Origin of the sequence: Kribbella sp. NBC_01510, from assembly GCF_045040325.1 — a bacterium.
Lineage (GTDB): Bacteria > Actinomycetota > Actinomycetes > Propionibacteriales > Kribbellaceae > Kribbella.
In genome coordinates this window covers 6,923,452-6,944,900 of record NZ_CP109418.1, presented here as the reverse complement: position 1 = coordinate 6,944,900, position 21,449 = coordinate 6,923,452, and the positions used below count along the sequence as shown (strand labels likewise).

The 21,449-nt window shown below is 68.3% G+C and carries 24 protein-coding genes; 13 read left to right on the top strand and 11 right to left on the bottom strand.

Features of this window, described 5'->3' with window-relative positions:
• The first annotated feature begins 24 nt into the window (after positions 1–24).
• The 5 genes from OG558_RS34340 (at position 25) to OG558_RS34320 (ending at position 4,038) form a co-directional block, all read left to right on the top strand.
• Complete coding sequence (locus tag OG558_RS34340; RefSeq protein ID WP_329477163.1) at positions 25–366, top strand: VOC family protein; 342 nt, start codon at positions 25–27, stop codon at positions 364–366.
• Positions 367–496: 130 nt separating this feature from the next.
• Complete coding sequence (locus OG558_RS34335; RefSeq protein WP_405066693.1) at positions 497–1,588, top strand: HAD-IA family hydrolase; 1,092 nt, start codon at positions 497–499, stop codon at positions 1,586–1,588.
• A gap of 234 nt (positions 1,589–1,822) precedes the next feature.
• Positions 1,823–2,326, top strand: coding sequence for a GNAT family N-acetyltransferase (locus OG558_RS34330; RefSeq protein ID WP_405066691.1), 504 nt, complete (start codon positions 1,823–1,825; stop codon positions 2,324–2,326).
• Between the two features lie 162 nt (positions 2,327–2,488).
• Complete coding sequence (locus tag OG558_RS34325; RefSeq protein WP_329477169.1) at positions 2,489–2,812, top strand: YciI family protein; 324 nt, start codon at positions 2,489–2,491, stop codon at positions 2,810–2,812.
• Complete coding sequence (locus OG558_RS34320; protein ID WP_405066690.1) at positions 2,809–4,038, top strand: RNA polymerase sigma factor; 1,230 nt, start codon at positions 2,809–2,811, stop codon at positions 4,036–4,038. Before OG558_RS34325 ends, OG558_RS34320 begins: the two co-directional genes overlap by 4 nt.
• Here the strand turns inward: OG558_RS34320 and OG558_RS34315 are convergent.
• Positions 4,035–4,775, bottom strand: coding sequence for a dienelactone hydrolase family protein (locus tag OG558_RS34315; RefSeq protein WP_405066689.1), 741 nt, complete (start codon positions 4,773–4,775; stop codon positions 4,035–4,037). The two genes, OG558_RS34320 and OG558_RS34315, sit on opposite strands and share 4 nt — an antisense overlap.
• Before the next feature lie 98 nt (positions 4,776–4,873).
• Between OG558_RS34315 and OG558_RS34310 the strand changes: the two genes are divergently transcribed.
• Complete coding sequence (locus OG558_RS34310; RefSeq protein ID WP_405066688.1) at positions 4,874–5,587, top strand: VOC family protein; 714 nt, start codon at positions 4,874–4,876, stop codon at positions 5,585–5,587.
• Between the two features lie 7 nt (positions 5,588–5,594).
• Here the strand turns inward: OG558_RS34310 and OG558_RS34305 are convergent, their stop codons facing one another.
• From OG558_RS34305 to OG558_RS34295, 3 genes are all read right to left on the bottom strand, one after another.
• Entirely contained in the window at positions 5,595–6,731 is a 1,137-nt protein-coding gene (locus OG558_RS34305) for an RNA polymerase sigma factor (protein ID WP_405072250.1), read from the bottom strand.
• 5 nt (positions 6,732–6,736) lie between these two features.
• Positions 6,737–7,144: a YciI family protein gene (locus OG558_RS34300; RefSeq protein ID WP_328520821.1), complete on the bottom strand. Its 408-nt coding sequence runs from the start codon at positions 7,142–7,144 to the stop codon at positions 6,737–6,739.
• Positions 7,145–7,295: 151 nt separating this feature from the next.
• Positions 7,296–8,129: a phosphotransferase gene (locus OG558_RS34295; RefSeq protein WP_405066687.1), complete on the bottom strand. Its 834-nt coding sequence runs from the start codon at positions 8,127–8,129 to the stop codon at positions 7,296–7,298.
• 78 nt (positions 8,130–8,207) lie between these two features.
• Between OG558_RS34295 and OG558_RS34290 the strand changes: the two genes are divergently transcribed.
• Positions 8,208–9,152 carry an aldo/keto reductase gene (locus OG558_RS34290; protein WP_405066686.1) on the top strand — a complete coding sequence of 315 codons (945 nt, stop codon included), beginning with the start codon at positions 8,208–8,210 and terminating at the stop codon, positions 9,150–9,152.
• Here the strand turns inward: OG558_RS34290 and OG558_RS34285 are convergent.
• Positions 9,143–9,655 carry a hypothetical protein gene (locus OG558_RS34285; protein ID WP_405066685.1) on the bottom strand — a complete coding sequence of 171 codons (513 nt, stop codon included), beginning with the start codon at positions 9,653–9,655 and terminating at the stop codon, positions 9,143–9,145. The two genes, OG558_RS34290 and OG558_RS34285, sit on opposite strands and share 10 nt — an antisense overlap.
• Positions 9,656–9,729: 74 nt before the next feature.
• On the opposite strand from OG558_RS34285, the gene OG558_RS34280 reads away from it, so the two are divergent.
• Positions 9,730–10,596 (top strand): LysR family transcriptional regulator, encoded by an 867-nt coding sequence (locus tag OG558_RS34280; RefSeq protein WP_405066684.1) that lies wholly within the window; start codon positions 9,730–9,732, stop codon positions 10,594–10,596.
• Positions 10,597–10,607: 11 nt separating this feature from the next.
• On the opposite strand, the gene OG558_RS34275 is transcribed toward OG558_RS34280, so the two are convergent.
• Entirely contained in the window at positions 10,608–14,840 is a 4,233-nt protein-coding gene (locus OG558_RS34275) for a BTAD domain-containing putative transcriptional regulator (RefSeq protein ID WP_405066683.1), read from the bottom strand.
• Between the two features lie 186 nt (positions 14,841–15,026).
• Between OG558_RS34275 and OG558_RS34270 the strand changes: the two genes are divergently transcribed.
• Both OG558_RS34270 and OG558_RS34265 read left to right on the top strand, forming a co-directional pair.
• The gene (locus OG558_RS34270) at positions 15,027–15,452 is read left to right on the top strand and encodes a hypothetical protein (RefSeq protein ID WP_405066682.1); all 426 of its coding nucleotides are present in this window, start codon (positions 15,027–15,029) and stop codon (positions 15,450–15,452) included.
• Between the two features lie 69 nt (positions 15,453–15,521).
• Complete coding sequence (locus OG558_RS34265; protein WP_405066681.1) at positions 15,522–15,689, top strand: hypothetical protein; 168 nt, start codon at positions 15,522–15,524, stop codon at positions 15,687–15,689.
• Here the strand turns inward: OG558_RS34265 and OG558_RS34260 are convergent, their stop codons facing one another.
• From OG558_RS34260 to OG558_RS34245, 4 genes are read right to left on the bottom strand one after another with little or no spacing between them, the layout of a single operon-like run.
• Complete coding sequence (locus tag OG558_RS34260; protein WP_405066680.1) at positions 15,690–16,559, bottom strand: metallophosphoesterase; 870 nt, start codon at positions 16,557–16,559, stop codon at positions 15,690–15,692.
• Positions 16,559–17,113: an isochorismatase family protein gene (locus OG558_RS34255; RefSeq protein ID WP_405066679.1), complete on the bottom strand. Its 555-nt coding sequence runs from the start codon at positions 17,111–17,113 to the stop codon at positions 16,559–16,561. The genes OG558_RS34260 and OG558_RS34255 overlap by 1 nt, the downstream gene beginning before the upstream one ends.
• Positions 17,114–17,170: 57 nt before the next feature.
• On the bottom strand, positions 17,171–17,461 hold the full coding sequence (locus OG558_RS34250; RefSeq protein ID WP_405066678.1) for a DUF1905 domain-containing protein: 291 nt from the start codon (positions 17,459–17,461) through the stop codon (positions 17,171–17,173).
• Positions 17,454–18,404: a helix-turn-helix transcriptional regulator gene (locus tag OG558_RS34245; protein ID WP_405066677.1), complete on the bottom strand. Its 951-nt coding sequence runs from the start codon at positions 18,402–18,404 to the stop codon at positions 17,454–17,456. Before OG558_RS34245 ends, OG558_RS34250 begins: the two co-directional genes overlap by 8 nt.
• Positions 18,405–18,460: 56 nt before the next feature.
• Here OG558_RS34245 and OG558_RS34240 point away from each other — a divergent pair, with 56 nt between their 5' ends.
• Both OG558_RS34240 and OG558_RS34235 read left to right on the top strand, forming a co-directional pair.
• Entirely contained in the window at positions 18,461–19,018 is a 558-nt protein-coding gene (locus OG558_RS34240) for a DinB family protein (protein WP_405066676.1), read from the top strand.
• A 40-nt stretch (positions 19,019–19,058) separates the two neighbouring features.
• Positions 19,059–20,006 carry a helix-turn-helix transcriptional regulator gene (locus OG558_RS34235; protein WP_405066675.1) on the top strand — a complete coding sequence of 316 codons (948 nt, stop codon included), beginning with the start codon at positions 19,059–19,061 and terminating at the stop codon, positions 20,004–20,006.
• On the opposite strand, the gene OG558_RS34230 is transcribed toward OG558_RS34235, so the two are convergent.
• Positions 19,988–20,422, bottom strand: coding sequence for a GNAT family N-acetyltransferase (locus tag OG558_RS34230; protein WP_405066674.1), 435 nt, complete (start codon positions 20,420–20,422; stop codon positions 19,988–19,990). The genes OG558_RS34235 and OG558_RS34230 overlap by 19 nt on opposite strands.
• 99 nt (positions 20,423–20,521) lie before the next feature.
• Here OG558_RS34230 and OG558_RS34225 point away from each other — a divergent pair, with 99 nt between their 5' ends.
• Entirely contained in the window at positions 20,522–21,430 is a 909-nt protein-coding gene (locus OG558_RS34225; protein WP_405066673.1) for a toxin-antitoxin system, toxin component, read from the top strand.
• The last annotated feature ends 19 nt before the right edge of the window (positions 21,431–21,449 follow it).

The following is a 21,449-nucleotide window of genomic DNA, read 5'->3' as shown; positions in this document are numbered from 1 at the left end:
AGGCCCAAGAGTTCAGGAGTGACAATGACTTCCACGCAAGGCATCAAGACGGTTCTGCACCCGGTGGCGGACCTGGAGAAGGCCAAGGCGACGTACATCGCGCTGCTCGGTATGGAGCCGACGGCGGACTCGCCGTACTACGTCGGGTTCGAGGCCGAGGGTCAGCAGATCGGCCTGGTGCCGAACAGCGACATGACCTCGCCGATCGCGTACTGGCACGTGGACGACATCGAGGGCAAGCTCGCCGAGGTGACCGCCGCCGGTGGTGCGCTCAAGGACGCCCCGAAGGACGTCGGCGGCGGCCGCCTGGTGGCCACCTTCACCGACCCCGACGGCAACGTCCTCGGCCTGATCCAGGACCGCTGACCGATCGAACACGCTGAGTAGTCGACCGCACGGGGGAGCGGGCCTGGGGGAGACCTACGTGTCTCCCCTGAGCGTGGCCCGTTCCCCGCGCTGTTCTGCTTGAGACCCTGGTTCTCGCTATCGTCGGGCGGTGCACTTCAGCGAATACGACACCCGGTTGGCGGCGTACGCGGTGATCGTCGACGAACACGACCGGCTGTTGCTGAGTTGGTTCGTCGGCAATGAGAACTCACCGGCCGGCTGGACGATGCCAGGCGGCGGCGTCGAGTACGACGAGTCCCTGCCGGACGCCGTCGTCCGCGAGGTGCTCGAGGAGACCGGCTACACGGTCTCGGTCGGCAATCCCATCGCGACGAATCACTTCACCCTCTTGGACCCCGGGCGTGACAGACGCCCGTACAAATCCGTCCGAGTCATCTTCGCGGCCACCATCACCGGCGGCTCGCTCGGCACCACCGAAGTCAACGGCACCACAGCCTTCGCCCGCTGGATCCCACTCACCGACATCCCATCCCTAACTCCACGCGCCGACATCATCGACATCGCCGTGGCCGCCTGGAGGAACTGCCGGCCGGCGGTCGCTGAGTCGAGTGTTCGCCACGTGCTGTTGGATGCCGACGGCGTCCTGCAGGACCTGCCCGGGGGCTGGTACGCGGCCATGGAGCCGTATCTCGGTGACAGGGCCCGTGACTTCCTCCATCAGACCTGGGTTGACGAACTGCCGATGCTCGCCGGCCGCGGCGACTACATGCCGGTTCTCGCGGCGACACTCCAGAACTACGGAGTGGTCACGCCGGTGGCCGAGGTGTACGACGCGGTCTGGAAGAACATCGCGGTCATCGAGGAATCGATCGGCATCGCGCGAGTACTCAAGCGGAACGGGTACGGCGTCCACCTGGGGACGAATCAGGAACGCTACCGTGGCGGTCACATGCGGACGGCCCTCGGGTACGACGATCTGTTCGACGTTAGTTGTTACTCGTACGACCTCGGCGTCGCCAAACCCGACCCGGCCTTCTTCGTCCAGGCGGCTCGCCGGATCGGTGCCGATGTCGGGACGATCCTGTTCATCGACGACAACGCACGAAACGTCGAAGGTGCCCGGGAGGCCGGGATGCTCGCCGAGCAATGGGACTTCACGCAGGGCCACGACCTGCTGCTCGAGCTCATGTCGAAGCACGGGGTCGCCGCAACCATGACCGCCGAGAAGCCGACGCGGTAACGGGAGCGGTACTGGCACGAGCGACAACGAAGCACAGTCTCGCCAGCACCAACGTCACCGGGCCGAACAGGAACCGTTCCCACGGACTCTGGGACAAGAAGTTCGCCAGCGTTCCAAGCGCCAGCAGCCCTACCAGCACCCACGAGCCGATCCGCGCGACCGCGCGGGAAACCCAAGGGACCCAGAAACCCTTGCGGGACACAGCTTGGCCCCGTCGCGCGAAACACTGGTCGCATGGACATTTGCATCGCAGAGCAGGCTGACCTGGAGCACCTGGCTCGTCTGCTCTGGTTGAATGCCGCACCTGACGAGCAGGCCAAGCAGTCGGTCGACTCATTCGTGGTTGACCTTGCCGCGTGGTGGACCGAGCACGACGACTCGCATCTCGCCTTCGTCGCTCGACTTTCCGAGTCCGACGTCGTCGGGATGGCGTGGCTGGCGCTCGTTCCACGGGCGCCGAGGCCGGGTACCACCAATCGCCGCTCGGCGGACATCCAAAGCGTCTTCGTCGTACCGGAGCAGCGCGGGAACGGCATCGGCTCGGCGCTCGTACAGGCCGCATCAGAACACGCCTTTCGCCTTGGCGCGAGTCGAGTGACAGTTCACTCCGGCCGCAAGGCCGTACCGGTCTACGAGAGACTCGGTTCGCATCCTCCCGCCAACTTCTCCAGAGAGAACCCGAGTGAGTGCCCGTGGCGTATCGACGTACTTTCCGAGCCTCCGCCGCCTCTTGAGTGAGCGCCGATAAGCGACATTATGTCAACTTGTGGGTTTTGGGACACTCCCCTGGGAGGTTGGAAGATCTTCGGGAAGTGGTGTCGGATCGGGGTGTGGGTGTTCGTTGAAAGGGTGAGTGGGAGCCTGCGAGGGGCGCCTGACAGCACAGGAGATGATGTCGAGATGCAATATCTGGTTTCCGTGATCGACGACAAGAGCAAGCCCGGCAGCACGGACAGGCAGCCCGCCATCAGCGCGTTCAACGAACGACTGATGGCCGAGGGCTACTGGGTGTTCTCGGGCGGACTCGCGGCCACCGACGCGGCAACGGTCATCGACAACCGGGGCGAGCAGGCGGTGGTGACCGACGGGCCTTTCGTGGAGTCGAAGGAGTACCTCGCCGGCGTCTGGGTGTGGGAGGCCCCCGATCTGGATGTGGCGCTCAAGCTCGCCACCGAGGCGTCGAAGGTCTGCGATCGGAAGATCGAGGTGCGGCCGTTCCTGTGAGTGTGGCCGACGTCCCGGAGGCGATCACCCAGGCGCACCACGAGGAGTGGGCGCGGGTGGTCGCCGGCTTGGCCAGGCGTTTCGGTGACCTTGATATCGCCGAGGAAGCGGCGGCCGAAGCGTTCGCAATCGCCGTGGAGCGGTGGCCGGCCGACGGCGTACCCCCCAATCCAGGCGCGTGGCTGACCGTCACCGCCAACCGTAAGGCCATCGACCGGATCCGGCGCGAGAGCAAGCGGGACGACAAACACAAGGAGGCTCAGATGGTGTACGACGACCCGCCCGAGCCTCTCGGTGCGGTCGACGACGAGCGGCTCCGGCTGATCTTCACCTGCTGCCACCCGGCACTCGCGATGGACACCCGGATCGCGCTGACGCTGCGCATGGTCGGCGGTCTGACGGTGCCCGAGATCGCCCGTGCCTTCCTGGTGCAGGAGACCACCATGGGACAGCGGATCACCCGCGCAAAGGCCAAGATCAAGGCCGCTCGCATCCCCTATCGGGTGCCGTCCGCGGAGGATCTCCCGGCCCGCCTGACCGGCGTACTCACCGTCCTCTTCCTCGTCTTCAACGAGGGCTATCTGGCGACCGGGCCCGACACCGACTCCGTCCGCCACGAGCTGACCGCCGAGGCGATCCGGCTCACGCGCCTGATCCGCGCGCTGCTGCCGGAGGACGGCGAGGTGGCGGGGCTGCTGGCGCTGATGCTCCTCACCGAGGCACGTCGCACGGCCCGGGTGTCGGCGAGCGGCGAACTGGTCCCCCTCGACCAGCAGAACCGCGGCGCCTGGGACGCGACGATGGTTGCCGAGGGCCACCGTCTGGTGCGCGAGCGCCTGGCCACCGGGATGGCTCCGGGGCGCTACCAGATCCTCGCCGCGATCAACGCCGTACACACCTCCGCCCGCGACATCCGCGACACCGACTGGTCGCAGATCGTCGCCCTCTACGACCAGCTAGTCCACCTTGACCCCACCCCGATCGTCGCCCTCAACCGCGCCATCGCGGTCGCCGAGCTCGACGGCCCGGACGTGGCGCTGGCGGCAGTCGACAGTCTCGAGGACAAGTTGGCCGGCTATCACGCCTACCACGCGACGCGCGCCGACCTGCTGCGCCGGCTCGGCCGCAGTCAGCAGTCGCGTTCGGCGTACGACAAAGCGATCGAACTTGCCGGCAACACCGCCGAGACCGCCTACCTCACCCGCCGCCGCGACCAACTGGGCTAGCGCCCGCTCGAATCCAGGAGCTTCTCCGTCAGGTACCGGCACCACGTCCTGAGTACGGCGTCAGTCGAGCCCGCATGTGGTCCGGGGAAGGCAACGAGGCGCTTGTCCGAGGACGCCAGGCCGTCGAACAACGCGAACTGCCCGGCCCTCGGGAAGATCTCGTCGTTCCATTGGACGTGATACATCACGGGCGCGACGACACACGACGCGTCGCTCATGATTCGCTGAGGTGTGTGCATGCCGGGGTGCAGTGCGGGGCTCTGCTCCAGGCCGAACTTGCCCAGCACAGCACAATGAAGTCGCTCGCCGAGTGCGGCCGCCAAGGGCAGGCCGAATCTTGTTGCCATAGACATGCCCAAGTAGCCCAGCCTGTCGGTGCGAACCTGCGCGTGCCGGCTGACGGCGGCGATCAGCGCCAGCCAGTCCTCGGTCAGATCGTCCAGAACACGCTCGACTCCCCTGTCGACAATGAGTTGCTGGTACGCCGCTGGGCTCAGCGGCTCCGCGACCCGCTCGCCATGAAACGGCCCGTCGATCGCTGCAACCGCCAGTCCGGATCGCGCAAGCCGATGGGCGAGCTCCACTTGCCGCGAGCTCCGCTTGTGGCCACTTCCGCCATGACCGAGCAAGACCAGCGGACGAGCGGTCTCGGCGGTCGGCACCTGCCACAGGACAGCACTAATGCTGACCTGGCCGCGGTCGACCTCGAAGGATGACTCTTCGATCACGTCGTACATACGTTCGAGTATGGCAGCGATCCTAATCGCGTTGCGTGGTGTGTCGCGGGCACTTAGCGTTGCTGGCTCGGGCAGGCACTGTGGGGATGAGGAGCGGCATGACTTCTGAACTCGAGGCACTCTGCTTCGATGCGAATGACCCGCTCCGTCTGGCGCGTTTCTGGGCTGGGGTGCTGGGGCGGGAAGTTGCTGACGACGGCCTCGTGTTGCTGCCTAGTGACGACACCGGGTTTCGGATCCGGTTCGCGCCGACACACGAGCAGAAGACTGTGCCGAATCAGATGCACTTTGACCTGACGAGTGCGTCGCTGGAGGAGCAGCAGGAGACGGTGGCAAGAGCGCTCGAGCTCGGTGGCCGGCATATCGACATCGGTCAGCTCCCGGAAGAACTGCACGTGGTGCTGGCCGATCCCGAAGGCAATGAGTTCTGCGTGATTGAGCCGGGCAACAACTTCCTGGCCGGCACTGGCTTCATCGGGGCGCTGTCGTCCGACGGTTCGCAGGAGGTCGGGTACTTCTGGAGCAAGGCGCTGGACTGGCCGTTGGTCTGGGACCAGGACCAGGAGACCGCGATCCAGTCGCCGCGCGGCGGTTCGAAGATCACGTGGGGCGGTCCGCCCGTACGCGCGAAGACCGGCAAGAACCGGCTGCACTTCGACCTCGCTCCCCCGGCCGACGGCGATCAGCAGGCGGAGGTCGACCGCCTCGTCGCGCTTGGGGCGACCCGCATCGACATCGGCCAGGGCGACGTCTGCTGGGTCGTCATGGCCGACCCGGACGGCAACGAGTTCTGCGTACTGGCCCCCAGATAACACCGCATCAAAGGTTGTTGAGACGGGCGGCTTGGCGGGTCAGGTGGTCGCGTTCGGGGAGGCTGGTGGCTGCTCGGGCGGCTTCGGCGTAGAGGCGTGCTGCGGTGGAGGGGTCGCCGTCGCGCTCGTGGAGGTAGGCGGCGACGGCGGTGTAGCGGGGTAAGGCCGGGTCGAGTGCGGCCAGGGCGGCCAGGCCGGCTCGTGGACCGTCGGCTTCGCCCAGTGCGACGACCCGGTTGAGACGGGCCACCGGGCTGTCGGTGAGGCGCACGAGTTCGTCGTACCACTCGACGATCTGCACCCAGTCAGTCTCCTCAGCCGTCTGGGCGTCAGCGTGAAGTGCGGCGATGGCGGCCTGGGCTTGGAACTCGCCCAGGCGGTCGCGGGCCAGGGCTGCCTGAAGTATCTCGACGCCCTCGGCGATCATGCGGGTGTTCCATCGGCTGCGATCCTGCTCGGCGAGCGGGACGAGCCTCCCGTCGGGTGTGGTCCGTGCGGGGCGCCGGGCGTGGTGGAGCAGCATGAGCGCGAGCAGACCCGCGACCTCCTCATGGTCGATCCTGGTCGCCAGCTGGCGAGTCAGCCGGATCGCCTCGGCGGCGAGGTCGACGTCGCCCGAGTAGCCCTCGTTGAAAACCAGGTAGAGCACGCGCAGCACGGTGGCGACGTCGCCGGGCTGGTTGAACTGGACGCCGGAGACGGTCCGCTTGGCCCTGCTGATCCGCTGCGCCATGGTTGTGTCCGGCACGAGGTAGGCCTGCGCGATCTGTCGCGTGGTCAGGCCGCCGACCGCGCGTAGCGTGAGCGCGACGGCCGAGGCCGGTGTCAGGGACGGGTGCGCGCACAGGAAGTACAGCTGGAGGGTGTCGTCCACGACTTCAGTCGGGCCCGGCTGGGGCTCGCCCTCGATGCGTACCTCGCGGTTCCGCCGCGAGGTGTCGGCGCGGGTGGCGTCGAGGAACTTTCGCCAGCCCACGGTGACGAGCCAGCCCTTCGGGTCCCGCGGCGGGTCGTCGGGCCACACCCGCACGGCCTCGACCAGAGCGTCTTGCACGGCATCCTCGGCCGCCGCGAAGTCGGCTCCGCGACGGACGAGGATGCTGAGCACAGTGGGGGTGAGGGTCCGCAGCAGGGCCTCGTCCACGGAGGTCACTCCGTGATGGTCGGGGGCTCGGTCAGGAACGGGCGGACCTCGAGCCACTCGTGGATCGGCTTCCCACCGGCACCCGGAGCCGCGGACAACTCGCCGGCCAGCTCGAGCGCGCGCTCGTAGGTGTCGACGTCGATGACCATCCAGCCGGCGATCAGGTCCTTGGTCTCCGCGAACGGGCCGTCGGTGACCGGCGGCCGGCCCTCGCCGTCGTACCGGACGAACGTGCCCTCCGGCGAGAGCGCCTGACCGTCGACGAACTCGCCGGTGCCTTCGAGCCGGGTGGCGAAGTCCTGCATGTACTGGATGTGGTCCGACACCTCCTCCGGCGTCCACCGGTCCATCGGCACGTCGTTCACCGCTGCCGGTGCGCCTCGGTAGTGCTTGAGCAGCAGGTACTTGGCCATCGTGTTCTCCTTGGTGCGGTACGGCCCATTCTGGCCGCGATCACTCCGGGGACGAAGCCACCCACGGGTTCTCGACATCCCACCACGAAAATTCTTTCCGGCACCGTCAGCTGAGCCTCGCTACGAGTCTGGTGAGGTGCGGGCGCAGGTTTCAGCTCTCGCGCAGAGCGTCTGCGATCATGCGGTGACCCTGTTGTTCGAAGGGACTGTCGCCGACCTGATGTGCCCACACGGCCGTGTTGACGGCTTCGCGGAGTTGGGCGCGGTGCCAGGTGTCCGGGTCCCGTGGGTCCTGGCCGTAGCCGTCGAAGAAGGCGGGCTCGAGGGCTGGGTCGGATCGGAACTGCTGCGCGGCCAGCCGGGCGAAATCGGTCGCAGCCGGCCGGAGTGCCGCGCGGCCGAAGTCGATGACGCCGACGATGCCGTTGTCGATCAGCCAATTGCGTGGTTGCCAGTCGCCGTGCGTCGGCACCAGCGCGGCCGTCGGGGTCGGCCATGATTCAATCTCCGAACGCAAACGATCCGTGAGCGCCGGCGAGATCGTGTGCGACTTGCCGAGATTGTCGAGCGTCCGCCGATTCTCCCGGGCCTCATAGGCTTCGTCCGGTACGGCGAATTGGCCGTGAAATACCGCGAGCAGTTCACCGGCCTGGCGATAGGTCTCCGGCACCCATTCCGCCGCGGTGCCTTCCACCAACTCCCCCGGCAGATAGCGCGTGAGGATCAGCTTGGCCTCGTCATCCGCGCGGACGAGTTGCGGCGCGCTCCCCCGCGAGGTCCATGGCGTCAGCCAGCTGCGGTGGGCCTGGATTTCTCGCGCGAGATGGTGGTCGGCCGCGTCGCCGGCCTTGGCGATATAGCGCTCGCCGCGGAGCCGGAGCTCGAGGACGACGGTCCCCACCAGGCCCCAACTGTGGTCGGTCACAACCTCGGCGTTCGGCAGCCACTCCTGCAAGAGGTCCCGTTGGCGCTGAGTGAGATCCACCCGACGAGCGTAGCGAAGCACTGAAGAAATCGCGCGGAAAGGGTGGACGAAAATGATTCTAGGATTTATCCTGGCCGAATGCAGAATATGCAAGAGAATACGACCCTACAATCAAATTTATCATCAGCAATTCCGGAAAGCAAGTCGACGGAATTCTGGCACCTCGGGGACGCGACCATCCGTCGGGTCGGGTTCGGGACGAAGCGGCTCGCGGGCAGCACCGGCGGCGGGCCGGACGTGCAGGAGCGGGCGGTCGTGCTGTTGCGCCGAGCGGTCGAGCTCGGTGTCAACCACCTCGACACCGCCGACTTCTATCCGACGTACGCCGAGGGCGGGCAGACGCGTTCGTTCGAAGAACTCCGGTGGGCGAACGAGGCCATCCGCCGCGCGCTGGCGCCGTACCCAGACGATCTCGTCGTGGCCACCAAGGTCGGGCCGACCGAGAGCGGGCTGGCCCGGCCGGATGGATTGCCGGCGTTGGTCGAAGGCAACCTGCGCGCGCTCGGGGTGGAGACACTCGACCTCGTCTACCTCCGGCAGGCGGGCCTCGACGACGTCTCCGAGCATTTCGGAGTCCTGGCCGAGTTGCGGGCCAAGGGCATGATCAAACACCTCGGCCTGTCGAACGTCCGGGTGGAACACCTCGCGCAAGCGCAGGAGATCGCGCCGATCGTCGCTGTGCAGAACAGGTACGGCGTCGGCTTCGGCCGGGTGAATGACGACATCCTGCGCGTCTGCGGCGAGCAGGGAATCGCCTTCGTGCCCTTCTTCGCACTGACCGCGGCGTCGCGGGAAGTCGGCGGCGTCTCCAGCAATGACGCGGTACAGGAAGTCGCCGACCAGCACAACGCGACGCCGGCGCAGATCCGGCTCGCCTGGACGTTGGGCCGGGGCGACCACGTCCTGGCTATTCCTGGTACGTCGAGCCCTCGGCATCTGGAGGAGAACCTGGCGGCCGGTGCGATCCACCTCTCCCCCGGGCAACTCGCCGTACTCGACAGCATGGAGGAGGCTCAGTCGTAGTAGCGCCGCACGCTTGAGCCGATGCGGGTGACATCCGTCCCGTAGATGTGGATGGAGATCGCCGTGCTGTCGGACGTGTTGTGGACCCGGTGAATGTCCCCGGGTGGCGCGAATCCGCTCACTTCGCCGACGTGGTTGTCGCTGCGGCCGATCAGCCGGAGGTCGCTGTCGTACAAGTCCTCGTGTTCGACGCCCTGGATGACGCCGAACACGCACCATGTCACGTGATCGTGGATTCGCGTCACCTGGCCGGGGCGCCACACGAGCGCGATGATCGAGAACGAGCCGTCCGGTTCGACGTACAGGGTGCGGCTGCGGTAGCCGTCCGCGGAGCCGAGACGCTCCTCGGCGGTCATGATCTCGTCCGGGCTCGGCAAGTGGCGGCGGAGTTCGTCGGCGACCAGGCCGGCGGTGTCGTGCCAGTCGGCGTGCCTGCCGATCGCGGTGCGGACACCCTCGACGAGGGCGGTCAAAGTGCTGGTGGCGAGCTGTGTTGTGGTCATGTCTTGAGCCTGCGCCCGGCAACCCATAACGTCTAATGCCAAGTTTCGTGCTCACCCATAGATGGGTTTGATACATGCTCGATGTCACGAGGTTGCGCGTGATCGACGCGGTCGCGCGGAACGGATCGGTCACCGCCGCCGCGCGGGAGCTGCACTACTCGCAGCCGTCCGTCACCCACCACCTCGCGCGCCTCGAGGCCGAGACCGGGGCGCAGTTGCTGCAACGTGCCGGCCGCGGCATCCGGCTGACCGAGGCGGGCCGGCTGCTGGCCGACCGTGCCGCCGAGATCATCGGACGGATCGACGCCGTCGATGCGGAACTCGCGGCCCACGTCGGCCTGAGCGCGGGCCGGGTCCGTCTGGCCGGCTTCTCGTCGGCGATCGGGTCGCTCGTCCCGGGCGCTCTCGCGGTGCTCGCCGGCAAGCACCCGGGTCTCGGGATCAGCCTCCTCGACACGCATCCGCCCGAGGCGCTGGAGCTACTGCGGACCGGGAAGATCGATGTCGCGATCGTCTTCCGGTACGACGAGACCGAGCCGGAGCCGTCCGGCGTACGACTGCATCACCTGCTGGACGATCCGCTGTACGTCCTGTCCCGGGATCGGACGGCCGAGCTGGCCGGGCTCCGCGACGCGACCTGGATCGCCGGCTGCGATCGTTGCCGTAGTCACCTGGTTTCGCTGTGCGCCGCCGAGGGCTACGAACCGCGGATCGCCTACACGTCCGACGACATGGTGGTGATGCAGGCCCTGGTCGCGGCGGGACTCGGCGTGACGACGATGCCGGGCCTCGCCTTGCGCACTCACCGCGCCGAGGGCATCGTCGCCACCGAGCTGCCCGGCTCGCGGCGCCACGTGTACGCCGCGACGTACGGCGAACCACCCGACCCACCCGCGATCGCGGCACTACTGACCGCACTCGCCGAGGCAGCGCAGCTCTGACCTGGATACGATCAGGGACAGGTCTTGCGGTAGGGCCGGCCGGCGAAGTTCTCGTGCCATTCCTCGACGGTCAGGTCACGGCCGGCTGTTCGGCAGGCGTACTCGATGGTGTGCTCGAGGCGGGTGTCCCAGGTGTAGATCGCGTCGTCGTAGGACGCGATAACTACGGTGTGGCCGTCAGGCCGGAAGTCCGCCGTGACGGTTGTCCGGTTCGGGACGACGACGGAGCCAAGTGGAGCGCCTGTGGAGCCGTCGTACAAGTTCACCGTGCCCTCACCGGGCGCCACCAGGAGGGAACCGTCGGCCGAGAACGCGAGACTGTTCGCGCCCCGTTTGACCTTCACGGGCCGTCCTGGCGCTGCGCCAGCCGCGGTGTCGAGCACGAGTACCTCGCCCTGCGCGCTCGTGACCGCGATATGTCGTCCGTCCGGGGAGAGTGCCACGACCTCGGGGTCGGCTAGCGACAGCCGGCCCGAGCGGATCACCTCGCCGGCCTCGAGATCGAGCAGTGCCCAACCCGTGGTCTTGACCCCGTCCGCGATGGTGTCTCCGGTGAGCACCGCGGCGGTGTGGCCGTCGGGGCCTGCTGACAACCAGTTGATCGAGCCGTTCAGCTGGACCGGTGTGCCCACCTCTTCGAGGGTGTTGGAGTCCAGCAGCGTGGCCACGCCGGACACCTGGCCGATGGCAAGCCGGCTGCCGTCTCGCCCGGCGTAGTGGAAGTCCGAGACTCGACTGCCTGCCACCGGGCGGCTGGCGATGAGCTCACCTGTTCGCGCGTTCCACACCCTGAGCACGTCCGACTTCATCGTCGCCGCTCGTTCTCCGTTGGGGTGCCAGGCGGCGCAGTTGCCGGTGTCAGTCTCCCACCAGTTCCCGGGGAGCGGGACTGGCCTGGTGGCATTGTGCGTTTCGACGTCCTTGAACGAGACCCCGGCGGGGCCTTGGCGGTAGGTGGTCTTGCCGCCGGGGGCCAGGATGATGCAGCCGTAGTCGCCGCCGGTCGGAGGGATGAGGTGTTCGATGTATCTGCGGCCGCCCGCGAGGTCGTAGCTGCGCAGGGCTCCTTCGTTGGCCACGTAGAGGGTCGCGTCGTCCGGACTGAAGCCGACGCCGTTGACGCCCGCCTGGCCGACATTGATGTCCTCCACCGCGCGGCCGGCTCTCACGTCCCACACGGTCGCCTGCAGCTCGGCTGTAGTGGTCACCAGCAGGGTCCCGCGGTGGGAGAAGCGCACTTTGGCAATTGCCTCGTCGTGTCGCCGCAGCGGGCGTTCGCGAAGTCCGGTCGCTGCGTCGATCAGCAGCACCTGGCCGGGGTCCAGATTCGAGCCGGCGAGGAAGCCGCCGATGGCAAGCGTCGAGCCGTCCGGGGCGACGTCGACGCCGCCGTACTTGAGCTCGGGTCGCGAGTAGCGCAGCGTCCCGGTCGGGACGTCGTAGGCACTCAGCGGTCTGCTCGTGTACAGCCGGCTCCCGTCCGGGCTCATCACCAGCCCGCCGTTCCCCGCGAGGTCCGACAGTTGCAGGGTCATCCGTACCTTCGGTGGCCCACCCGGTCGGACGTCCCAGACGAGCACTGTGGCCCCATCGGTCGGTGTCCCGTTGCGGTAAGAGTGCAGCATGGCTGTGAGCGAGTTCCCGTCCCTGCTGTAGCTGACGTGCGTCGCGCGTGCCGGTAGCCCGGAGCGTGGTAGTTGCCGCGACTCCGCCACCGGTTCCAGCGTCTTCGGATCGAGCAGTAGCACCGGCTGAGTCGTCGGCGAGGGCATCCCGATAGCCAGATGACGGCCGTCCGGACTGAAGACTGCTCCCCACCCGTCCTCGGGTTCCTGGCCCGGTTGGCTTTCGGGCCGGTGCTCAGCCGTCGGCTTGCCGGTCGTCAGGTCGTACAGCACGGCCGTGCCGGTCCAGTCGTGCACAACGACAGTCCTGCCGTCCGGACTGACGTCCAGGCCGCCGACGTCCAGGCTTTCGGTCTCGAACGACCGGATCAGCTGGGAGTTCTTGGCAAGTACGGCGAGCAGGTTGTCCCTGGACTCGGGGGTGTCGTCGAGCCGAAGGCCGGCCACGGCGAGCAGCATGGACTTGCCAATGTCGTCCTGTACCACGGCCTTCGCGCCGGCCTTGCCGGCATCCGCGGCCACCGCCGCTTGCTCGGCGGCGGCCGCTTCCCGGTCGGCGCGCTCGGCTTGGCGGACAGCGACGAAGCCGGCGATGAGTGCGCCGACGAGCAGGAACGCGGCGGTGGTGAGGGCGGTGCGGAGGCGGCGGTTGACCCGGATCTGGTGTCGGGCAATGTCTTCGGCCGCGCGGAGCTCGGCCTCGGACAAGCGGCGGGCGGCCGCGAGGAAGTCGCGTTCGGTGTCGGTCAGCGTCGGGTTGGTGTCTTGCTGCCACTCCAGGGCCTTGGCGAGGCGGACGCCGCGGTAGAGCTCGCTGTCGGGACGACCGAGACCGTCCCACGAGTCCGCGGCGACGGTCAGGTGGTGCAGGATCCGCTGGCCCTCCAGGTCGTCATCCAGCCAGGCGCGCAGCCGGGGCCAGGCGCGGGCGAGTGACTCGTGTGCGAGCTCGACAATGCCGTCGTCGCTGGTGACCAGCCGCGCGGCGACCAGAAGGTCGACCATCGCCTCGTTGTCCGGTCCGGTGACGACCAGGCGCCGCGGCAGCCGGCTGCGGACCGGCTCGCCGTCCGGGCCGGGGGTGATCAGCCGCAGCAGCAGGTCGCGCAGCACCGTGCGACGCTGAGGCGGGATCCGTTCGTAGACCGCCTCGGCGGACTGGGCGACCGCGCCGCGGATCCCACCCGAGGCGTTGTAGCCCGCGACGGTCAGGGTCCGGCCCTCGCGACGTTGCCAGGTCTCGGCCAGCGCGTGCGACATCAGCGGCAGCGCACCGGGCTGGTCGGCCACTTCGTTCACCAACAGGTCCACCAGACCTGGCTCGACCACGAGCGACGCAAGCCGGGCCGGTTCCTCGATCGCGGCGTGGAGGTCGGCCTCCGCCATGGCCGCGAGCAGGTAAAGGCCCTGCTCCACGGCCCGCGCGAACCCCGAATGGGACGAGATGTCGGCCAGCCGATCGGCCCGGAACGACAGGATCAGCGGCGCCGCAGTCAGGTGCCTGGTCAGCGCGCCGAGAAACGCGTCACGCTCCGCGGTGTCCTGGCACAGCGAGAAGACCTCCTCGCACTGGTCGACCAGCAGCGCCGGCGTCGGGCCGGACCGCGGCATCGCATCTGCCAGCGCAGCGACTGGGTGCACGCCGGGGGTGATCACGACGACCCGCACCCCGTCGCGGCGCAGGGCGGCGGTGACGCCTGCGCGGACCAGCGAGGATTTGCCGCACCCCGACGGCCCGACGACGGCGAGGACCGAGCTGTCGGCCAGCCGCCGCAGACACGCGGCGATGTCGGCATCCCGACCGAAGAACACCTCCGCGTCGTCGACGTCGTACGGCTTGAGTCCCTGATACGGGCACACCGCGCTTGGCTCGGGCAGCGCGCTCTCCACCACCAGCGCCGGATCCTGCCGCAGGATCTCCTGCTCCAAGGCGGCGATCTCCGGTCCCGGATCCAGGCCGAGCTCACGATCCAGCACCGAGCGGAGCTGGCGGAGCGAGCGCAGCGACTCACCTTGACGGCCGGACTGGTACTGCGCCGTGGCCAGCAGCGCCCACCGACGTTCGCGCAACGGGGCTTCAGCCACCAGCGCCTGCGCCTTCGCCAGGACCCTGTCGTGCTGGCCTGCCCGCAGGGCGGACTCGACGTACAACTCCTCGGCTGTGTACAGGAGCTCGGTCAGCCTGGCCGCCTCGATCCGCGCGGCGTCCCATCCGTCGATCTCGGTCAGCGGCCGGCCCCGCCACAACGCCAACGCGTCCGCCAGCACAAGCGCCGACCGCTCGGCGTCATCGGCGGCGAGGAGCTCGTGCGCCCGAGAGACGGCGCGCTCGAAGCGCTGGGCGTCGATCTCGTCCAACGGCACGACCAGCCGATAGCCCAGCGCGGTGGTCTCGATTGCCTGAACGCCCAGCAGCTTGCGCAGCCGGACCACGCACCCCTGCACGATCTTGGCCCACGACGGCGGCAGTTGCTCACCCCACAACACGTCCGCCAGCTCCTCTGCGCTGACCACCTCTCCCGGGTGGACGACCAGAGCAGCGAGCACGACGCGATCACGTCGTCCGAGAACCTTGTGTTCCCCCTCGATCGTGAGCGGGCCGAGAACGGCGATACCCACACCCCGACTCTCGACCCGTCCGCAACTGCCGTCAATGGCCGCGATACCGCGGCGATACCAGCCCTCGCCCCGCGCGATACCGCGCCGTGCGACAACCGGATCACCAACGGTCAGGCGCAATCAGGCAGACCAGAAGCGGCGGGCCCTCGCCGGACGCGAGAACAGGAGTACAGGAGTACAGGAGTCATGTCCGCACACGTACCGAACCCCACAACCCAGGCTCAGAGGAAAGGTCTGGCCGCGCTGACAGCGAGCGGCGCAGGCATCCTGCTGGCCCTCATGGCGACCTCCGCGCCGGCCACCGCCTCCCAGAAGCCCGAACCCAACGGCCCGGCCGAGACCTCGACCACCGCGACGAGCCCGGGACCTCCCAACTACACGAACTACGACGCGCAGCACCATGGGAACATGACGACCACGGTCAGCCCTTCTGCCGAGCACAGGAGTGGGCTGGACACGACCTCGGTTGCGCTCGGTGCGCTCGGCGGCATCGCCCTCGGCGGAGCCGGGCTGGGCATCACCCTCGGCGTGCAGCGGCGCCGCGACCGCTCTGCGCCGCACCCGGCCTTAATCCAAACGCCGCGATCACCTGAACGGGAGAAGGAAACGTGAACCGCAGGTACTCGGCCTCGCCGTAGCCCGATTGCCGCCGCGGTCAGCTCCTGCCGTGAGGGTCACGGCGTGGGAGCGGCTCTGATCGATCCGCGGTCCGTCGAGGAGCTCGACGCGCGCGGCTGGGCCGGGACCAGCGAGGTCCAGGTGGGCGACGGCATTTACACCGGTGGCTCCCTGAACGGGTGCGACGAGTTCGTCAAGCGTGATTTCGCGCCAGCTTCGAAGCGTGGCTGATCAGTCTTCGGTGATGTCATCGCCGGTCACGGGGTCGTAGACGTAGACCTCGGTGCCGGCTTGGGGGTCGCGGGCGTGGACGGTGTGGAAGATCGGGCCGAACGGGCCGCCGAGGTCGACCACGGTCGCGCCGGCTCCGAGGACGCCGCGGACCAGGGTGCTTGGCGCGGTGAGGTCGATCCGCGTGATGACGCCAGGCGTCACCCACACGGGCTTCGTGCTCAGCTGCCCGGCCAACTGGTGGTGGAGGTGACCGCACAGCACGGCTTGTACGTCGGTCCCGGCCAGCGCGCGCCCCAACTCCTCAGGATCCTGGAGTACGACGGACTTCAGATACGGGATCGCGTCCATCGACATCGGCGGATGATGGAGTACGACGATCGACCCGGCCGGCGCCGGCGACGCGAGCTCCGCGGCCAGCCAGTCCAGTTGGGCCTGACCCAGGACGCCATACGTCTCGCCGGGGACGAGGCTGTCGAGCGTGATCACCCGCAGGCCGGCGACGTCACTGACCGCGGCGATCACCCCGTCGATGTCGGCGGCGCGGCCGAGGGGTGAGCCATCCGCGGCGAGATGCCCGGAGCCGAGTGCCGCCGCGAAGCCGTCGCGGCGGTCGTGGTTCCCCGTGCAGTACACGTGCGGAATGCTCCGCTCCGCCGCGAACTGCCCGACGACAGAGCGAACCGCGCGGCAGCCCGCCTCGGACCCGTCATCGGCGACGTCCCCGCTGACGACCACCAGATCCAGGTCCGGCACCCGGCGTACGTCGTAGAGCAGACCCCGCAACGCGGCGAGCCCGTCGACGCCGTCCTCATCCGGACCGGTACGACTCACATGGGTGTCGGACAGATGCAGGATCCGATGCGCCATCAGTCGGTGAAGGTGACCTCGGCGGTCTCCTGGACGGCGGCGGTCCGCCCCGGGGCTCGGTGATCTTGCCAGTAGAGGTTGGTATGGGCGATCACCTTGTCCGGAGTGGGCGCGCCGTACTCGGACAGGTCCTCCGTCGTGTGAGCGTCACCGACCAGAGTCACGTCGTACCCGCGGACCATGGCGCCGTGGATCGTGGAGCGGATGCACTCGTCGGTCTGGGCGCCGCTGACGAACACCCGGCCGATCCCGGCGGCGGCGAGGACGTCCTCGAGATCGGTGTCCTCGAAGGAATCCGCGAACGTCTTGTGCACCAGCGGCTCCGAGTCGTCCCGCTTGAGCTCAGGAACGAATTGCCACTCGTCGCTGTCCTTCACCAGGTCGTCGCTCGAGTGCTGGACCCAGACGACCGGCACCGCGCCGGCCCGGGCCTTGCCGACCAGAGTGCTGATGTTGGCCACCACCTGATCCCGCTCGTGCGCGCCGCCGACGACGCCGTTTTGGACGTCGATCACCATCAGTGCCGTGTTCGGCCGATCTGCCAGCGTGGACATGCCGTTTCCTCCCTGTGCCGGATGTACGACGAACGCTAGACCCGCCCGCCGACAGTCTCAGGTCCGGATCCGCAAGCGCACCGTCGGGACATCCCCGTCGTCCAGTTCCTCCGCCCGCCGCACCGCCGCCTTCACCGGCACGATGTACCGCCCGTCCTTCGGGAACAACGACGTCTCCCAGACGCTGTCGCCGATCTCCGCGGTGACCGGGATCATCCCCCACCCGTAACTCACGAAGCCCGACTCTGCCTCCAGATACGCGCATTCCTCCTCCGGCACCGTGATGAAGTACCACGGCGCCGGCCCGCGCCAGAACCAGATCTCCCCGTCGAACTCGATCTCATTCACTGTTACTTGCCTCCAGCAAGCGTTGGGCGAGGTTCCGGGCCGCGGTCTTCAGCTCCGGGGATTGGAGGATGCGATACGGCCATGGCAGTGAGGTCAACTGGCTCGCGTACCAGTAAGGTTCGTCGGTGCTGGCCAGCAGGCGGGTGTGGGTTTCGTCGATGGATTCGAGGCGGCCCATGCTGCGGGAGATGCAGCGCGCGACGTCGTCACGAGGGGCGTCGATGGTGACCTCGATGGGGTATTTCCAGCCCATTGCCAGGTGTTCTTCGACGGCGGCCAGCGGGTCAAGGTCTGCAGGTGGGATGAATTCAGTGGACTGTGGTTCGACTTTGGTGACCTTGTCGACGCGCAGGACTCGTTGCGAGTTCTTCGTATGTGACCAGCAGAGCAGATACCAGCGCCCCCGGCGTACGACGACCGCCCACGGGTCGACGTCCATCGGCCATTCCTCGCCGTAGTGGCGGCGGTAGTGGATGACGATGCGGCGGCGCGCGGTGCTGTGTGAGACGAGCGCAGCGGTGATCTCGGGGTCCGGCGTGCGGGCGCCGGGGTCGGGGCCGCGAGCGCTGACCCGGCGGATGGCGTCGGTCGAGCGGGCGATCGGTTCGGGCAGGACCCGGATGATCTTGCCGAGTGCGTTCTCGACCGGGTCGTCGGCGCCACGTGGTCCTTCGAGCACCGCCATCACCAGGCCGAGCGCCTCGGTGGCACTGAACATCAGCGGTGCCAGCCGCAACCCGCGGCCGACCCGATAGCCGCCGTAAGGGCCGCGGACGGACTCGATCGGGATCTCGGCCTCACGCAGGATCGCGACGTACCGCCGGGCCGCCCGTTCCGAGACCCCGAGCTTGTCCCCCAGCTGGTCGGCCGTGATACCCGGGCTGTTCTGGATCAGCTCCAGCACCATCAACGTCCGCGCGGTCGGACTCACGTCGTACGCCACAGCCCCTCCATCAATCCGGAAGTGAACCGTCCGGAACCGAGCGTAGCGTCCCCGGCATGGACAAGAACACTGTGGTGGAGTTGCCGGCCGCGGGCGGCGACGTCGAGACGCTGCTCGGCGTGCTGGAGCGCAATCGCCGGACGTTCGCATGGAAGTGCGGCGGCTTGGACGCGGCCGGGATGAGCGCCCGGCTCAGCCCGTCGACGATGACGCTGGGCGGTCTCGTCAAGCACCTCGCCCTGGTCGAGGACGACATGTTCTCGCACCGGTTGTACGGGCGCGACCCGGGCGAGCCGTGGAACCGGATCGACTGGGACTCGGATCCCGACTGGGAGTGGCGCACTGCCGCCGACGACTCCCCCGAGGAACTGATGCAACTGTGGGAGGGCGCCGTGCAGCGCTCGCGAGCCTCGATCGCGGAGGCCCTGGACAACGGCGGCCTGGGCACCGTCGGGTACCTGGTCTGGCCCGACGGTCAGTCGCCGAACCTGCGCCGGATGCTGGCGGACATGGTCGAGGAGTACGCGCGGCACACCGGCCACGCCGACCTGATCCGCGAGTCCATCGACGGCCTGGTCGGCGAGGACGCACCACGCGAGGTGCCGGCGAGTTAAGTGCGCACTGGATGAGCGGTTTGTCTGCGACGATGACGAGGTGCGGGCAGATCGATTGGTGGCGGTGCTGCTGCTCATGCAGGCCCGCGGACGGGTGACCGCGGCCCAGGTCGCGGAGGAGCTGGAGATCTCCGTCGCCACCGCGCGCCGCGATCTCGAGGCGCTGTCGACTGCCGGCATCCCCGTCTACCCGCAGGCCGGACGCAACGGCGGCTGGCAACTCGTCGGCGGCGCCCGGACCGACCTCAGCGGGCTCACCGCCACCGAGGCGCAGGCCCTCTTCCTCCTGGTCGGTCCGGCGGCGTCCATTGCTCCCGACGCCAAGGCCGCGCTGCGTAAGCTCGTCCGCGCGTTGCCCGACACCTTCCGTGAACACGCACAGGCAGCGGCCGAGGCGGTCGTGATCGATCCGGCCCGCTGGGGCGAGCACGTCAAGGACCGTCCCGAGCTGGTCCGCCGGCTGCAGGATGCCGTCGTACGTCGGCTCAGAGTGCGACTGCTCTATCAAGGACGAGGCCGGGAGGAGTCGGAGCGGTTGGTCGATCCGCTCGGGCTCGTGGACAAGGACGACATCTGGTACCTGATCGCGCAGACCGAGAAGGGGCAACGGACGTTCCGGGTCGAGCGGGTGGTGTCGGCCGAACTGACCGAGGACTCGTTCGAGCGGCCGGCCGACTTCGACCTGTCCGCCGCGTGGAGCGAGATCGTCGACCGGATGGAGGAGCTGCGCTCGGGACTGACCGCGACCGTGCTGATGGACGAGCGCTTCGTGTGGGTGATGCAGGACCGGCTCGGCCGCAACTGCGAGGTCGACGGAACAGAGGGCGATCGGGTCCGGCTCAGGATCACCGCGCCCACTCCGCTGATGATCGCCCAGCACTTGGCCGGCTGGGGCGGCTCGATCGACGTGGTCGACCCGCCCTCGGTCCAGGCGGAGCTCGCCCGCCTCGGCCGCGAACTCGCCGACCGCTACAGCGGGATCAGGTAGAGGATGAAGCCCCGGTTCTCGGCGACCTGGTCGTAGAGCCGTCGGGCGGTCGCGTTGGTCTGGTGTGTCGACCAGTACACCCGGCCGCACCCGCGCTCGCGAGCCCAGTCCGTGACCGCGGCGATCAAGGCGCGCGCAGCACCCTGGCCCCGGGCCTCGGGTGCGGTAAAGAGGTCCTGCAGATAGCAGGAGTCGGGCGCGGTCGTACTCGCGTGGGTCAGGAAGTGTGCGATGCCCACCAACTGTCCGTCCAAGCGCGCACCCAGTGCGTGGATCTCCACGTCGTCCTGGAATCTGGACCATGCGTGATCGAAGAAGTCGTCCGGCATCGTGCGGCCGTAGAACTCGTTGTAGCCGGCAAACAAGGCCTGCCAGGCGTCACGGTCGGTAGGTTCCAGGCGGCCGATGCTGAGCATGCACGGCACGGTGCCATATCGGAGGCCGCGGTGGCCCATTGGGGTGAGTAGGGTGCGGTGGTTCAGCTTGATCCGACATCGAGTTACAGGGAATCGTCCGTGACCACATCCCCTCCCCAGCCACCGCAGAACCCCTACCCAGGTCAGCCGGGCGATTACGGTCCGCCCCCGGAGCAGTTCCCGCAGTACGCCCAGCCCCAGCAGCCCGGGCCGACCCAGCAGCCGGGCCAGGGGTACGGCCTGCAGCCCGGCCAATCGCAGCACGGCCAGGCGTACGGCCAGCCTGGTCAACAGTACGGCCAGCCGTATGGGCAGCCGTTCCAGGAGCAGGCGCCGTACGGACAGTCGTTCCCGCAGCAGGGGCAGGCGTTCCCGCACGGCCAGCAGGCCTTCGCGGCGCAGGGTCAGCAGCAGTGCCGGTTCTGTGGTGGGTTCCCGGCTGTCGACGCGACCGTGCGCGGGCACCAGGGCCTGATCGTCGTTATGAAGTTCCTGAAGCTGCGGGGACCGTTCTGCCGCACGTGCGGTATCGCCTCGGTGCGGGACATGACCTCGAAGAGCCTGTGGCAGGGCTGGTGGGGTCTCGGCTCGTCGATCATCAACCCGATCACGATGCTGATGAACATCGGGCCGATGCAGAAGTTCAAGAGCCTGCCCGAGCCCTCCCCGGGTCCGGGCCGGCCGATGGACCCGGGCAAGCCGCTGTTCCTGCGCCCGGTGATCCTCGGTCTGCTGGTCCCGGTGGCGCTGCTCGCGCTGATCATCGTCGTGAACCTCGACCCCACCTCGAACGCCGACGTCGGGCAGTGCGTGCAGAACAAGGGCACGTCCAGCCACCCGAACGTTAAGGTCGTCGACTGCAGCTCGTCGGACGCCGAGTACCGGATCGTCGGCAAGGTGGACGACTCCACCGACGACACCCAGTGTGAACAGTTCGCCGGCTCCGAGGCGTCGTACGTCTACGAGCATCGCTCCACGAAGTACACGCTCTGCCTCGCCCCGGTGTGAGGACGACGCGCGCGTGCCG

Coding starts and splice junctions, on each gene's coding strand:
- OG558_RS34290 (WP_405066686.1), top strand. CDS start 8,208: ATGCAGAATATGCAAGAGAATACGACCCTACAATCAAATTTATCATCA.
- OG558_RS34330 (WP_405066691.1), top strand. CDS start 1,823: ATGGACATTTGCATCGCAGAGCAGGCTGACCTGGAGCACCTGGCTCGT.
- OG558_RS34230 (WP_405066674.1), bottom strand. CDS start 20,422: ATGCTCAGCATCGGCCGCCTGGAACCTACCGACCGTGACGCCTGGCAG.
- OG558_RS34285 (WP_405066685.1), bottom strand. CDS start 9,655: ATGACCACAACACAGCTCGCCACCAGCACTTTGACCGCCCTCGTCGAG.
- OG558_RS34325 (WP_329477169.1), top strand. CDS start 2,489: ATGCAATATCTGGTTTCCGTGATCGACGACAAGAGCAAGCCCGGCAGC.
- OG558_RS34280 (WP_405066684.1), top strand. CDS start 9,730: ATGCTCGATGTCACGAGGTTGCGCGTGATCGACGCGGTCGCGCGGAAC.
- OG558_RS34240 (WP_405066676.1), top strand. CDS start 18,461: ATGGACAAGAACACTGTGGTGGAGTTGCCGGCCGCGGGCGGCGACGTC.
- OG558_RS34300 (WP_328520821.1), bottom strand. CDS start 7,144: ATGGCCAAGTACCTGCTGCTCAAGCACTACCGAGGCGCACCGGCAGCG.
- OG558_RS34340 (WP_329477163.1), top strand. CDS start 25: ATGACTTCCACGCAAGGCATCAAGACGGTTCTGCACCCGGTGGCGGAC.
- OG558_RS34255 (WP_405066679.1), bottom strand. CDS start 17,113: ATGTCCACGCTGGCAGATCGGCCGAACACGGCACTGATGGTGATCGAC.
- OG558_RS34315 (WP_405066689.1), bottom strand. CDS start 4,775: ATGTACGACGTGATCGAAGAGTCATCCTTCGAGGTCGACCGCGGCCAG.
- OG558_RS34310 (WP_405066688.1), top strand. CDS start 4,874: ATGACTTCTGAACTCGAGGCACTCTGCTTCGATGCGAATGACCCGCTC.
- OG558_RS34260 (WP_405066680.1), bottom strand. CDS start 16,559: ATGGCGCATCGGATCCTGCATCTGTCCGACACCCATGTGAGTCGTACC.
- OG558_RS34270 (WP_405066682.1), top strand. CDS start 15,027: ATGTCCGCACACGTACCGAACCCCACAACCCAGGCTCAGAGGAAAGGT.